Source organism: Euzebyales bacterium, from assembly GCA_036374135.1.
Classification (GTDB): domain Bacteria; phylum Actinomycetota; class Nitriliruptoria; order Euzebyales; family JAHELV01; genus JAHELV01.
Window position 1 is genome coordinate 1 of record DASUUK010000094.1, and the last position, 12396, is coordinate 12396.

Sequence of the window (12396 nt, forward strand, 5' to 3'; positions counted from 1 at the left end):
AACGAGCTCGAGGTCCGCTGCCGGCGCCCGGTCCGCCGCCCACGACGACAGCGCCGCGATCAGGTCCTGGCGACGGGACGGCCGGCCGTCGGAGCGCGCATGCCCGGGACGGTCGAGCGCCGCGAGGGCGCCGCGCAGTGCTGGTGGTCGTGGCCGCAGCCCGCGGACGAGCAGCGTGACACCCAGGCCCATGCCCGCGCCGAGCAGCAGCACCGCGCTCATGCCCGTCGTCCTCGGTCGGCGCGGGGCGTCTGGGCCAGCAGTCGCGCCGAGGGCAGGTCGATGCGGTCCAGGCGCCCGAGGAGCGTGAGTGACGACGCGACGACGCCACCGACGACCGCGAGCCACAGCTGGCCCTCGACCGTGCCGTACGGTGCGAGGTAGTCGGCACTGAACGTCAGCAGGGCGACGCAGAACACGGCCGTGATGATCAGGACCAGACGGGTCGCCGAGCGGACGTGGGCGCGTCCCGCGTCGACGCTCGCGCGCATGGCGACCTGCGCCCTGGTGGCGTCGACGAGGGCGGCCAGCAACCGGCCGAGGTCCCGTGTCTCGTGCTCTCCCGCGGTGATCAGTGCCGCAGCGAGCAGGTCGGCAGCCGGATCGTCGACGTCGTCGGCGAAGCCACGCATCGCGTCGGCCATCCGTTGGTGTTCCAGTCGTCCCGCCAGCCTCGTGACGGCAGGCGCGATCGCGGGTGGAGGCCGGCGCGCGCTGACGACGATGGCCTCCTCGAGGCCGGCTGCGCCGGACATCGTGTCGCGCAACATCTCGATCCACTGGGCCACCGCGTCGCTGCGGGCCGCGGCTGTGCGGCGACGTCCGGCGGACAGCACCCGCGGCACGGTGACGGTGGCGGTCCCAGCCAGTGCCGCGAGCACCGGCCAGCCGGTGACCGCGAACGTCGCCGCGGCGACAGCAGCGACGCCGAGCAGGCGGTTGACGGGGATCCTCGGGCGCAGGCGGACGATGCCGCGCGCCGGCGGCGCCCCACGCACGCCGGAGGCGATCACCAGCAGTCCGAGCCCGACACCCGAACCCAGCAGCGCAGCGAGCATGCTCATCGGGGCGCTCCGAGCAGGACATCCGACGAGAGACCCGCACGAAGGAGGTCGGCGCGCGTCGCGCTGCGCATCGGCGGTCTGTCCCCGCGCTGTGCGAGCCCGTCCGCATCGGTGGTGTACAGCTCGTTGGCCGTGATGGTCTGCCCCTCCGCGCCGACCACCTCGAGCACCGTCTGAACGGTCCGTGTCCGACGGCCGTCGGTCCGCGCGCCGCTGTCGCCGACGAACACCACGAAGTCGACGGCGCTGGCGAACAGGTGCGCGCTCGCTTCGACCGGGAGGCCGTATGGCGGCAGGAGGCCGTACATCAGGGCGCGGTCGAACACGTGACGTGCGCTCGCAGCGTGGATCGTGCACATCGATCCGTCCCGGCCCTGGGTCATTGCCAGCAGCATCGGGACCAGCTCCGGCCCTCGCACCTCGCCGACCATCACCCGGTCGGGGTTCATGCGCAGCCCCATGCGGACGAGCTGTTCGAGCTCGATCCCGCCCCGGCCCTCGATGTTGGCCTGGCGCGCCTCCAACGCGACGACGTCCGGGTGCAGATCGTCGAACCGGTCGATGCTCAGCTCGAGGTTGTCCTCGACGGTGACCAGCCGCTCGGCCGGGTCGATCTCGTTGACCAGCGCGCGCAGCAGGGTCGTCTTGCCGGCCCCGGTCGAGCCGCTGATGACGAGGTTCTTGCGCGCCCGCACGGCGCTGCGCAGCACGGCGGCGAGTTCGCGGCTGAGCATGCCGCGGTCGATCAGCTCGTCCAGGAACGACAGCGCGAACTTGTGCCGACGGATGCTCACACAGGGCCGGCCGGAGACGTCGCGGATCGCGTGCAGGCGCGAGCCGTCCGGCAGTTGCAGGTTCAGCTCGGGCTCGGCCGCGTCGAAGCGGCGCTCGGTGCGGCCCATCCGTGCGGCCGCGAGGCGGATCAGCTCGATCAGTTCGGCGTCGTCGTCGGCGACGGGGTCGTCGCGCACGCGGCGTCCGTCGCGGTAGGTCACGAACACGTTGTCGCATCCGTTGACCGCGATGTCGCTGACGTCGTCGTCGTCGAGCAGGGGCTGCAACCTGCCGAGCCCGAAGAGCCTGTCGTGGACTGCGGCGGTCACCTCGACGTCCTCGGCGTCGGACGGCGGCGACAGCCCACGGCGCAACCGTGCCTGCGTCTCACGTTCCAGTGCCGCGTTGATCAACGCGTGCGCGTACGACCGTTCGTCGTCGCGGTCCATCCGCGCCTCGCCCGACGCGGACCGTTCCGACAACATGTCGGCCACCTCGCGGGTGAGCCGCTGCACGAGCACAGCGTCCGTCACGGCACCGACACCTGCCGATCACTGCCGATCGTCGGGTCCGACGGCGGGCCGGCTCCGAGGACGTCCGCGACCATGCGTCGGGCGCTGCGCAGCAGTCGTGACCGCCCGAGGCGCTGGCGCGCGGCCTCCCCGTTGAGCGCGGCGGCTGTCCGGCGGTCCCCTGGGAGCACACCTGCGATCCGCGCACCGGCGGCGGCGGCGACATCCTCCGCGGCGTAGGGTCCGTCGTCGATGAGCACGACCTGCGGATCGACACGCGCGTGCCGTAGTGCCGGCACGCGAGCCTGCAGCAGCGCGACCTGATCCAGGCGTGGGCGCGCGGCGAGGAGCGTCACATCGGCGCACCGCGCAGCGTCGATCGCGGCGCTGTTGGCCCGCAGTCGCCCGCAGTCGACGATGACATCGCGGTCGTCGGGCGCGGCTCCGCCACGGGCGAGGACCATCCACCGTTCCTGGTCGACCGCTGCCAGAGTGGCGCACGCCTGCTCGGCTCCGGTCGGCGCGACGAGGATCCGGACGGTGTCACCCAGCGGCTGCGTGTGCTGGTCGATGTCACACCGGCCGCGCAGGAGCGATGCAACGGCATCGACCAGGCCGGGTTGGGGATGCAGGCCGCGGCGGGCGGCCAGCACACCGCCGTCGGGATCGGCCTCCACCACCAGAAGTGGGCGATCGGCGGACCACACGGCCGCCAGTGCGAGCACCGTCGTCGTCGCACCGGGCGCGCCCGGCACGGCGCCCACCGCGATGGCGGTCAACTTCCGGCTCCGTGCAGCAGGAGCCGCGCCCGGTCCTGGGCAGCGGCCGTCGTGACGGCGGTCGCAGACTGCGCACCGACCACGATCGAGACCAGGCGCGTCGCGGACCCGTCGACGACGGACTCGACGCGCGCGACGACGGCGTCCTCTGCCAGCACCCTGCCCGCTCCGCCCGTGTCGACGATGGTGACCTGATCGCCCGGCGCGAGCGTGGACGTCGGGTACCCGCCGGGGTCGAGCAGCAGCCCGACCGTCCGTGCGGACGGACCGATGTCCACCGATGCGGCGGTGACCAGGTCGGGGGTCACGACGGCGCCCGCTGGCAGGGACGTCAGCAGGGTACGGCCGAGCAGACGCGCGCGGTCGTCAGCCGGCAGCGTCGCGATCGTGCTGTCAGCGGTCACCTGGGCGACGGCCAGATCCGCTTCGGTCAGCACCGTGCCGCGCGCGACGGGTCGCGACAGCGCGACGACCGGACGTTGCTCCGACAACGTCTGTGTGAGCACCGCGAAGCCCAGCGCACACCCGACCACGAGCAGCAGGCCGGCCAGCAGTGTGGGGACATGGACACGCCGACGCGCCGGAGCGATCCGTGGCGTCGGCTCACGCGTCGCCCGCGTCGCCATCGCGGTCACGGCTGCACACCGCGACGTCCGGTGACGCCGCGACATCCGTCGCGCATGTTACGGTCCCCCTCGATCGCCCCCGACCAGCCCGCCCGCGGCGCGCAATTCATGCGCCATTTCGTACCAGACCACTGATCTGCGGTGTTTGTACCTTTGGACACGTCGGTGGTTCGGAGCTACGTGGTCGGGTGATTGCGGAAGCGCGATCCGCCCGACCCGGCACCGGTCATCTGTGCGACAGTGGCCAGATGACACGCGGGCGTGACCCTGGACCAGCCTCCGTGGTCGATCAGACCCTTGGCCGGTTGGTCGTGCGCCGCGAGGCTGGTCATCCCTCGGTGCGGCTGCTCGAGGTCGACGGGCACGCCTACGGGGCGGTGGACCTCGACGATCCACGCCGGTTCGAGCTCATGTACCTGGCGCTGTTCGGCGCGGTCGTCGAGGCGCTGCTGCCGGCCGGGCCCTGTGATCTGCTGCACCTGGGTGGCGGCGCGTTCGCCCTGCCGCGTGCGTTGGCCGCACGCCGGCCCGAGCTGGGTCAGGTGGTCGTCGAATCGTCGGCGGCGGTCATCGAGCTGGCTGAGCGGGAGCTCGGCCTCGCACCGTTGCCGCGGCTGGCGGTACACCACGACGACGCGCGGCGTGTCGTGCAGCGCAGCGCCACATCCTCCGTCGACCTGATCGTGGGCGACGCGTTCGTGGGCCGTCGCACGCCCCGGCATCTGGCGACCGCCGAGTTCGCGGCCGAGGTCGCCGGCGTGCTGCGGCCGCGCGGCGCGTACGTGCTCAACGTCATCGACGAACCACCCTGGTCCCATGTCGGCGTGCACGCGGCGACGCTCCGCACCGCCTTCCCGCACCTGCTGGCCGTCGGGCCACCGGCTGTCGCCGATCTGCGCGAGAGCGGCAACATGCTGCTGATCTCCTCCCGGCGCCCGCTGCACCGCGGGACGCTGCAGTGGCGACTGCGTGGCGCGCCGCTGTCGATCGATGTGCTGTCCTCGGCACGGCTGGCCGCGCTCGCCGCGGTCGCCGTGCCGCTGCACGACGGGTGACGCGGGTCATGTTCCGGGCGTCGCGACCGCCCGCACGTCGCGCTCCACGCGCCGCGCGGTCGCCAAGGACGCGTCAGCCGGCCACCGCGGCCACGCCCGGGGCGACCACGCGCTCCGCCCGGCGCCGCAGCACTGCCGTCGGTGTGGCGCGGACGGCCGCCGGGTTCTGGTCTATGGTGCCCGCATGGAGGAATCGAATCGACGTGTGCTGGTCGTCGGCGGTCTGGCGGGACTGCTCGCGCTCGTGCGCAGGCGCAAGAAGAGGAAGAAGACGACGAAGAAGAAGGACCGGTGCTGCGCGTCCGGCACCCTGGCCTGGCCGGACGCCCCTGCGTGGAACGACGCCGGGCAGATGACCAACGTCGACGACTTCAACGCGTTCGTCGAGGACGCGCGCCCCTGCTATCGGCACTATCCCGAGGCGTCCGCGCAGGCCGTGCTGGGGATGGACCCGACCGGGGCGAGCCCGCAGACGCAGTTCCTCCTGCGCTACGGTCCCGGCGCCGGATCGGGCGAGACCGACGTGGTGAACACCGTCGAGAGCATCGGCGACGACTCGGTCGAGGCGACGCGCTACCTGCTCACGTTCGGCGACGAGACGGTGCTCGGCGGCACGCCTGGCAGGCACCGGCTGCTGGCCGGCGTGCGTGAGTTCCGGTGCCACGAGGGGCGCGGCCACACGGACTGGGGTCCCGAACTGTGCCTGTGACCGGGCGGATGCCCGCGGCGGGGGCGTCCCGCCAGCGGATCCAGCCCGATCGATGACGGGCAGGGTCAGCCGGATGCGGATGCCCGGCGCGGAAGGTGTTGGCGGTCATGCGCACCGGCCCGACGGCACCGGGTCACGTCGGTCGTAGCGGAAGGGTGTCGCCCGGTTCGTCGCCCGGTGTTCGGTGGACAGCCCGCCACCGGTCTGGCCCGCATGACCATCCGAGTGGAGGTACAGGTCGACCCACCGTGTCCCGGGCGGCGGCCAGTCGTCCGCGTCACGCCAGACGTCGTCGCCCATCACGAACACCCGCACCGGCGGGTCCCGGTCGACGCCGTTGTCTGCGCCCCGCAGGGCTGGACGACGACGGCGTAGCCGGCGCGGACCGCCCGGATGACGTCGAGTGTGTACAGCGCCGACGCCATGTCGGACGTGTCATGGCGCAGTCGTTGCAGCAGCGCCGGTGCCGGCTGGCGGTCGTCGGGTCGGTACACGTCGGTCGCGCAGCACGGTGCCGTCAGTCATCGGCACGGCCACGTCTGTGTCGATGACGATGCGCATGTCGGCGACGCACGGCGTCAGCTCGTGGGACGCTGTTCGGTCCACACGTAGTCGATCTGCGCGGCCGTTGCCTGTGCCAGCGCGCCGTCGACCAGGCGCTCGACCAGGTGCAACGCCATGGCGATGCCCGACGTCATGCCACCCGACGTCACGACGTGACCGGCGTCGACCCACCGGACGTCGTCGCGGGTCGACCCACCGTCCCGCAGTTCGTCGAGGACGCGCACGTCCTCCCAGTGCGTCGTGGCCGCCGCATCGCCGAGCACGCCTGCGGCGTGCAGCAGGAACGCGCCGGTGCACACCCCCACGACGATGTCGACCGAGGGGTCGAGAGCACACACGGTTTCGGTCACCTCGGCCATGTCCGCGATCGCACCGAGGTCGATGAGACCTGGCACGATCAGCACGTCCAACGGCCCGGCCTCGGCAATGGCACCGCGGGACGGGCTGAGTCCGAGGCCGCCGAAGCCCGTCACCGGCTCCCCGTCGACGCTGTGGGTGTCGACGGCGAACGGCGCGTCGCCGCCGCGACGGGTGACCAGCCGGTTGGCGGTCAGCAGGACCTCGTACGGGCCGGCGACGTCGATCACGTCGCAGCCGTCGAAGAGCAGCAGTCCGACGGACGTCACGCCGGCGCGCCGGTCGCGCCCGGGTACGTCGGTCCGGGGAGCTCGGGCGGGGGATGGTGGTGGCATCGCGGATGACCTCCGGGTCGACGGCGGGCGCGTCACAATGGGCGAGGGCCGTGTACCGACTGTCCGCCGTCGGCCGTGATGACCGTACCGTGACCGCCCGCGTGCCGGTGGCCACGGTGCCCAGCGCAACCGCGTTGAGGCGGATGCCGGGGGCGCCAAGTGGCACCGACAGCGCCGTGAGCGAGGCGACGTCGGCCGGATTCGCGATGGCGGCGGGGGTGACGTGGTGGCGGCGGGCGGCCGTCCCGGGTGGCAGCGTCACCTGTGCGGCGGTGTCGACGCCGATGACCGGATGCCCCGCGGCGAGCAGCGCCACGACGGCCGCATGCCCGATGTCATCGGACGCCCCCGTGACCACGACCCCGCCCCGCTGCCATAGGCCGCCAGCCCAGGTGGGTGCGGGGTCCCCGGTCGGCCATGAGTCGACCGAGGGGCGTCAGGCGGCCAGCGCCACCTCGTCGCGCAACGTCGCGAGCGCATCGAGCTCGATGCGCCGCACCCGTTCGCGCGACAGGCCCAGCTCGTCGCCGATCTGGCGCAGTGATGCGCCGTCTCCGCCGTCGAAGCCGTACCGACGGCGCAGGATGTACTGGCTGCGCTCGTCCAGGGTCGCCTGGGTCGCGGCCAGCATGGCCTCGATCAGCAACCGCTGGCTGACCTCCTCGTCGGGCGCGTCGTCCGCGACGGCGACGAGGTCCTCTCGCACCGACGCATCCGGGTCGTCCGACAGCGGCTTCTGCAGCGAGTCGACGCGGTAGTCCGCACCGCGTGCGCGCTCGACACGCGCCGGGGTGAGGCGGGTCGCCTCGGCGACCTCTTCGGTGGTCGGCTCGCGTCCGGTCTCGTCGCGCAGCCTGGCGGTGGCGGCGCGGACCTTGCCCAGCTCCTGGTGGACGCCCGCGGGCAGGCGGATGGCACGGTCGCCGCGGGCGATGCCGCGCTGGATCGCCTGGCGGATCCACCACGTGGCGTAGGTCGAGAACTTGCCGCCGCGCCGCCAGTCGAACTTCTCGACGGCGCGGATGAGCCCGAGGTTGCCCTCCTGGATGAGCTCGTCGAGGTCGAGGTCGGTGCGTGACATGAACTGCGTCGCGATGCTGACGACGAGTCGCAGGTTGGCCTCCACGAACTGCCCGAACGCCTGCTGGCCGGCGGCGACGTCGCGCTCCAGGCGGTCGCGGTCGGCGGTGCCGGCGTCGTCGAGCAGCGCGGCGGCCTCGCGACCGGCCTCGATCTGCTTGGCCAGCCGCACTTCGTCGTCCGCGGTCAGCAGGTCGCGCCTGCCGAGCTCGTTGAAGTAGCGGTCAGCGGTCTGGATCGCCATGTCTCTCCCCTGCGGCGTTCTGTGTCCGGGTCGTCCGAGAAACCGGAACTCCCAGATAGCAGAACTCCTGTACTATTGTTGCGAGGTCGAGAGTACCGTGGTGATACCCGAATGTCTACACAATCCCAGGGTTCTGGTGGCGCGCCCATCGACGAAGCCCTTGCGCACGCGTTCGCGGCGTTCGGCCCTGCGTACAAGCGGTGGACGAAGACGCGGCTGACCGAACGTGACATCGGCTACACGCACGCCCGCGCGCTGCACCTGCTGCGCTGCAAGGGCCCCCAGATCATGAGTGAGCTGGGCAACGACCTCGGCATCACCCCCCGCTACGTCACGGTGCTCATCGATCACATGGAGGACGAAGGCCTGGTCACACGCCGACGCCACCCACGCGACCGGCGCGCCACGCTGATCGAGCTCACCGCCGCCGGCCAGCAGATGTGCGGCGCCACGGATGACGAGCACGTGGAGGCGGCCGCCGAGCTGCTGCAGGCACTGTCACCGGCGCAGCAGCAGGCGCTGCTCGAGGCCATGGAGACGCTGCTGAGCGAGCTGCAACGCCGCGGGGCCTGCCCGAATCCGGACACCCTGCTGCACCCGCCGCACCCACCGTCGGTGGCGTGACCGGCACCCGCTTCACGCCGCGCGCATGACGGGCCTGGATGCGCGCCGGCGCCGCGAACTGCGGCATGCGCTGGTGCAACGGCACCCCTGGATCGACGACGTCGAGGTCGGGCCGCGAGCGGTCGAGGCCGGCGAGTGTGACCGGTGCGGCGCAGAGGCCCGCCTGGTCACCACCTGCGGGCCGATCCGCTGGGCCGAGCTGGGTCGACGCTGCGCCGCGGAGGTCGGCACCGATGCGTGGTGCGATGGGCACGCCGGTGAGGCCGCGGACCTCCTGCGACGTCTGCGCGATCTGCCGGACGAGGCCGACACCGTGGCCCGGCTGTGGTGGGTGGCGACCGGCGAGGTGCGCCTGGACGCCGCGGCGGTGACCCCCATGGTCGCCGCCGCGCTGCCGTCGCGCGCTGGTCTTGACCCACCCTGACCTTGACCCCGGGCCGCCCGCGATCTGGCCGGACGACCTCGATGGGTGGGCGAACGCCTCACGCGCACCGATGCCGTCTCGCTGCTCGGCGTGCTGGTCGGCGCCGACGTGGGCATGGCGGTCGGCGCGCCGCATCACGACGACCCTGGACGAGACGGATGCCGCCGCCGCGCGACCACCTCACGGAGCACGAGCGGGCGCCACCGCCCGGCAGCTAGCATCGGCGCGGTGACCGTGACCAGCAGCACCGAGCCCACCGCGCCGCTGTCGGTCTGCGTCTACTGCTCGTCGAGCGACGACGTCTCGCACGACCTGCGCGCCCTGGCCGAGGCGGTCGGCACAGGGCTTGCGCGCCGGGGTTGGGCCATGGTGTACGGCGGCGGAGCGGTCGGGCTGATGGGTGTCACCGCCCGCGCGGCGCTCGCCGGCGGTGCGCGCGTGACGGGTGTCATCCCCGACAAGCTCGTCGATCGCGAGGTTGCGCTGCACGACATATCCGAGCTCATTCGCACCCGCACGATGCGCGAGCGCAAGCAACTCATGGACGACCGCAGCGACGCCTTCCTGATCCTGCCCGGCGGCATCGGCACGCTCGAGGAGCTGATCGAGATGATGTCCCTGCGCCAGCTCGGGTACCACGACCGGCCGATTGTCGTGCTGGACGCCGACGGCTTCTGGGCGCCGCTGCGACGCCTGCTGCAGGCCATGGACGACCGCAGGATGCTGCACCAGCCGATGCACCGGCTGTGGACGTACGCCCACGACGTCGACGCCGCGCTCGACGCGTTGGGCAACGGCAGCGGACGACGGAGTCGATGATGATCGTGACGGTGCTCCAGCACGGCCCATGGGGCGGGCCGGGTGTCATCGGTGATCAGCTGCGCGTACGTGGTGTGGAGCTCGACATCCGCCATGTGTACGCCGACGACCCGGTGCCCGACGAGCCGCCGGAGGCCCTGCTCGTCATGGGCGGCCAGATGTGCACCGACGAGGAGGGCGCGCACCCCTTCCTGCGGCACGAGTCCGACCTGCTCGCCAAGTGCGTCGCGGCCGACAGCCCGACCCTGGGCATCTGCCTCGGCGCACAGCTGCTGGCGGAGGTGACCGGCGGGACGGTGCGTCACGACACCCCTGAGATCGGCTTCGCCGAGGTCCGCCTGACCGACGCCGGACGCGACGATCCGCTGCTCGACGGGTTCGCCGACGGCACGCCGACGTTCAACGCACACCGCGACTTCATCACCGCCGGTCCTGGCGCGGTCGTCCTGGCACGCAGCGATCGGGCGCCCGTCCACGCGTTGCGCGCCGGCGGCCGCGTGTACGGCGTCCAGTTCCATCCCGAGATGGATGCCGACCGGGTCGCGCGCTATGCGAACGCCAGCCAGCCGGGCGCGTACCTGCGTCGCCATGGCTGGGAGCCGGCGGACCTGATCGCCCTGGCCGAGCAGCACCACGATGCGCACGCGCGCATGGGCCGCGAGCTGGCCGACCGCTGGCTGGACAGGATCGTCGCGCCCGTCTGACGACCCTCTGCCGGCGCGGCGCGCCGCCGTCCACACGTTGGCGCGGGTGTGCGCCCGGCGTGCGCTACGGTGCGAGTTCACTCCGGAAGTGCTAGCGTGCGCGGTTGCACTGTCCGCCTGCTCCCGCAGGTCGCCACAGCCGACCGCACCCCGGGGGCCGCCAGACCACAGGATCGGACGATAACGCCTTGCGCACCTATGAACTGATGATCATCAGCCACGGCACGCTGTCGGAGGACGCGGCCACCAGCAACGTGGAACGCTTCACCGACCTGATCGGCCAGCTCGGCGGCAGCGTCGACCGCGTCGACCACTGGGGCAAGCGCGAGTTCGCCTACGAGATCGACCACCAGCGCGAAGGCTGGTACACGGTCGTCGATCTGCAGCTCGAGGGCGAACAGCTTCCCGAGCTCGAGCGGCAGCTGCGGCTGACCGACGCCGTCGTGCGTCACAAAGTGGTCCAGCCCGCCGCACGGGTCCGGCACCTCTAGCACCGCCGGAGCCCGCGTCCGGCGACGAGCTCGTCGTCGATCGCGTGCGCCCACGCCGGTCGTGGGCGGCGGCTCCAGCGAAGAAAGGACCAGCCAGTGGCAACCGACAACGTCATCACCATCACCGGCAACCTCGCCGACGACCCCGAGCTGCGCTTCACGCCCAACGGCGTAGCCGTCACCAGCGTGCGCGTCGCTGTCAACCAGCGCCGCTACAACCGCGAGACCAACTCGTGGGACGAGCGTCTGGACGGGTTCTTCACCTGCAACGTCTGGCGTGACCAGGCCGAGAACGTCGCGAGCTCGCTGACCAAGGGCGCCCGCGTCGTGGTCACCGGTCGCCTGCGCAGCCGGTCGTACGAGGACCGCGAGGGCCAGACCCGCTGGGTCACCGAGATCGAGGCGGACGAGATCTGCCCGAGCCTGCGGTGGGCGACCGCCAAGGTCGAGCGCAACCCCCGTGGTGGCAGCGGTGGCGGCGGCCAGGACACGTCATGGGGAGCGCCCGCTCCCACAAGTGCCCCCGAACCTGAGGATGTGCCGTTCTAGATGCCGAGAAACCGCGGACCGTCGGGTCCTCCCAAGCGCAAAGAGTGCTACTTCACCAAGAACAAGATCACCTACATCGACTACAAGGACGTCGAGCTGCTCCAGCGGTTCCTGAGCGAGCGCGGCAAGATCCGGTCGGCGAGGGTGACGGGTACGCGGCCGCAGTATCAGCGGATGCTGGCCCAGGCGATCAAGAACGCTCGCGAGATGGCGCTGCTGCCATACACGACCCGATGAAGCTCATCCTGAAGCGCGACGTCGCGAACCTCGGTGAGGCCGGGGACGTCGTCGACGTCGCCGACGGCTACGGCAACAACTACCTGATGCCGCGTGGCCTGGCGATGCGCGCAACCAAGGGCGCGATGGCGGACGCCGAGGCGATCACGCGCGCCCGCCGCAAGCGCGAGGCACGCAACGTCGCCGAGGCACAGTCGCAGCGGGCGGAGCTCGAGCGCCGCCCTGTCACCGTGCGGGCGAACGCGGGCGAGGACGGCACGCTGTACGGCTCGATCGGGACCACCGCGATCGCGCGGGCCGTCTCCGAGCAGCTCGGCGTCGCCATCGATCGGCGCAAGATCTCGCTCGACCGACCGCTCAAGGAACTCGGCGAGCATCAGGTTCCGGTGCGGGTCCACCGAGACGTCACCGCCCAGGTGCGCGTCGTCGTCGCCCAGAGCTGAACGCCG

Annotated in this window: 17 protein-coding genes; 10 read left to right on the plus strand and 7 right to left on the minus strand. The window is 72.1% G+C overall.

Annotated features, from left to right (window positions below; genetic code table 11):
• The 5 genes from VFZ70_15690 to VFZ70_15710 all read right to left on the minus strand — a co-directional run.
• The coding region (locus tag VFZ70_15690) for a hypothetical protein (GenBank protein ID HEX6257249.1) at positions 1-222 on the minus strand (222 nt) is incomplete at its 3' end.
• The gene (locus VFZ70_15695; GenBank protein ID HEX6257250.1) at positions 219-1064 is read right to left on the minus strand and encodes a hypothetical protein; all 846 of its coding nucleotides are present in this window, start codon (positions 1062-1064) and stop codon (positions 219-221) included. The genes VFZ70_15690 and VFZ70_15695, both read right to left, overlap by 4 nt.
• Entirely contained in the window at positions 1061-2371 is a 1311-nt protein-coding gene (locus VFZ70_15700) for an ATPase, T2SS/T4P/T4SS family (GenBank protein ID HEX6257251.1), read from the minus strand. Before VFZ70_15700 ends, VFZ70_15695 begins: the two co-directional genes overlap by 4 nt.
• A complete protein-coding gene (locus VFZ70_15705; protein HEX6257252.1) occupies positions 2368-3129 on the minus strand; it encodes a hypothetical protein in 762 nt (253 codons plus the stop codon). The genes VFZ70_15700 and VFZ70_15705 overlap by 4 nt, the downstream gene beginning before the upstream one ends.
• A complete protein-coding gene (locus tag VFZ70_15710) occupies positions 3126-3755 on the minus strand; it encodes an SAF domain-containing protein (protein HEX6257253.1) in 630 nt (209 codons plus the stop codon). Before VFZ70_15710 ends, VFZ70_15705 begins: the two co-directional genes overlap by 4 nt.
• A 281-nt stretch (positions 3756-4036) precedes the next feature.
• Between VFZ70_15710 and VFZ70_15715 the strand changes: the two genes are divergently transcribed.
• Entirely contained in the window at positions 4037-4810 is a 774-nt protein-coding gene (locus VFZ70_15715) for a fused MFS/spermidine synthase (protein HEX6257254.1), read from the plus strand.
• 184 nt (positions 4811-4994) lie between these two features.
• Positions 4995-5519, plus strand: coding sequence for a hypothetical protein (locus VFZ70_15720; protein HEX6257255.1), 525 nt, complete (start codon positions 4995-4997; stop codon positions 5517-5519).
• A gap of 578 nt (positions 5520-6097) precedes the next feature.
• Here VFZ70_15720 and VFZ70_15725 read toward each other — a convergent pair.
• Positions 6098-6775: a DJ-1/PfpI family protein gene (locus VFZ70_15725; protein HEX6257256.1), complete on the minus strand. Its 678-nt coding sequence runs from the start codon at positions 6773-6775 to the stop codon at positions 6098-6100.
• 436 nt (positions 6776-7211) lie between these two features.
• Positions 7212-8099, minus strand: a complete 888-nt coding sequence (locus VFZ70_15730) for a sigma-70 family RNA polymerase sigma factor (protein ID HEX6257257.1) — start codon at positions 8097-8099, stop codon at positions 7212-7214.
• Positions 8100-8210: 111 nt separating this feature from the next.
• On the opposite strand from VFZ70_15730, the gene VFZ70_15735 reads away from it, so the two are divergent.
• The 8 genes from VFZ70_15735 to rplI all read left to right on the plus strand — a co-directional run bounded on the left by VFZ70_15735 (position 8211) and on the right by rplI (position 12390).
• Positions 8211-8723 (plus strand): MarR family winged helix-turn-helix transcriptional regulator, encoded by a 513-nt coding sequence (locus tag VFZ70_15735; protein HEX6257258.1) that lies wholly within the window; start codon positions 8211-8213, stop codon positions 8721-8723.
• Positions 8724-8748: 25 nt separating this feature from the next.
• Positions 8749-9147 carry a hypothetical protein gene (locus tag VFZ70_15740; GenBank protein ID HEX6257259.1) on the plus strand — a complete coding sequence of 133 codons (399 nt, stop codon included), beginning with the start codon at positions 8749-8751 and terminating at the stop codon, positions 9145-9147.
• A gap of 45 nt (positions 9148-9192) precedes the next feature.
• Complete coding sequence (locus VFZ70_15745; GenBank protein ID HEX6257260.1) at positions 9193-9966, plus strand: TIGR00730 family Rossman fold protein; 774 nt, start codon at positions 9193-9195, stop codon at positions 9964-9966.
• The gene (locus VFZ70_15750; GenBank protein ID HEX6257261.1) at positions 9963-10670 is read left to right on the plus strand and encodes a type 1 glutamine amidotransferase; all 708 of its coding nucleotides are present in this window, start codon (positions 9963-9965) and stop codon (positions 10668-10670) included. The genes VFZ70_15745 and VFZ70_15750 overlap by 4 nt, the downstream gene beginning before the upstream one ends.
• A gap of 188 nt (positions 10671-10858) precedes the next feature.
• Positions 10859-11161, plus strand: a complete 303-nt coding sequence (gene rpsF / locus VFZ70_15755) for a 30S ribosomal protein S6 (protein HEX6257262.1) — start codon at positions 10859-10861, stop codon at positions 11159-11161.
• Positions 11162-11257: 96 nt separating this feature from the next.
• A complete protein-coding gene (gene ssb, locus VFZ70_15760; GenBank protein HEX6257263.1) occupies positions 11258-11710 on the plus strand; it encodes a single-stranded DNA-binding protein in 453 nt (150 codons plus the stop codon).
• Positions 11711-11947, plus strand: a complete 237-nt coding sequence (gene rpsR / locus VFZ70_15765) for a 30S ribosomal protein S18 (GenBank protein ID HEX6257264.1) — start codon at positions 11711-11713, stop codon at positions 11945-11947.
• Positions 11944-12390 (plus strand): 50S ribosomal protein L9, encoded by a 447-nt coding sequence (rplI, locus tag VFZ70_15770; GenBank protein HEX6257265.1) that lies wholly within the window; start codon positions 11944-11946, stop codon positions 12388-12390. Before rpsR ends, rplI begins: the two co-directional genes overlap by 4 nt.
• Positions 12391-12396: the final 6 nt, after the last annotated feature.

Coding starts and splice junctions, on each gene's coding strand:
- VFZ70_15695 (HEX6257250.1), bottom strand. CDS start 1,064: ATGAGCATGCTCGCTGCGCTGCTGGGTTCGGGTGTCGGGCTCGGACTG.
- VFZ70_15710 (HEX6257253.1), bottom strand. CDS start 3,755: ATGGCGACGCGGGCGACGCGTGAGCCGACGCCACGGATCGCTCCGGCG.
- VFZ70_15720 (HEX6257255.1), top strand. CDS start 4,995: ATGGAGGAATCGAATCGACGTGTGCTGGTCGTCGGCGGTCTGGCGGGA.
- VFZ70_15725 (HEX6257256.1), bottom strand. CDS start 6,775: ATGCCACCACCATCCCCCGCCCGAGCTCCCCGGACCGACGTACCCGGG.
- VFZ70_15730 (HEX6257257.1), bottom strand. CDS start 8,099: ATGGCGATCCAGACCGCTGACCGCTACTTCAACGAGCTCGGCAGGCGC.
- VFZ70_15735 (HEX6257258.1), top strand. CDS start 8,211: ATGTCTACACAATCCCAGGGTTCTGGTGGCGCGCCCATCGACGAAGCC.
- VFZ70_15740 (HEX6257259.1), top strand. CDS start 8,749: ATGACGGGCCTGGATGCGCGCCGGCGCCGCGAACTGCGGCATGCGCTG.
- VFZ70_15750 (HEX6257261.1), top strand. CDS start 9,963: ATGATGATCGTGACGGTGCTCCAGCACGGCCCATGGGGCGGGCCGGGT.
- rpsR (HEX6257264.1), top strand. CDS start 11,711: ATGCCGAGAAACCGCGGACCGTCGGGTCCTCCCAAGCGCAAAGAGTGC.
- rplI (HEX6257265.1), top strand. CDS start 11,944: ATGAAGCTCATCCTGAAGCGCGACGTCGCGAACCTCGGTGAGGCCGGG.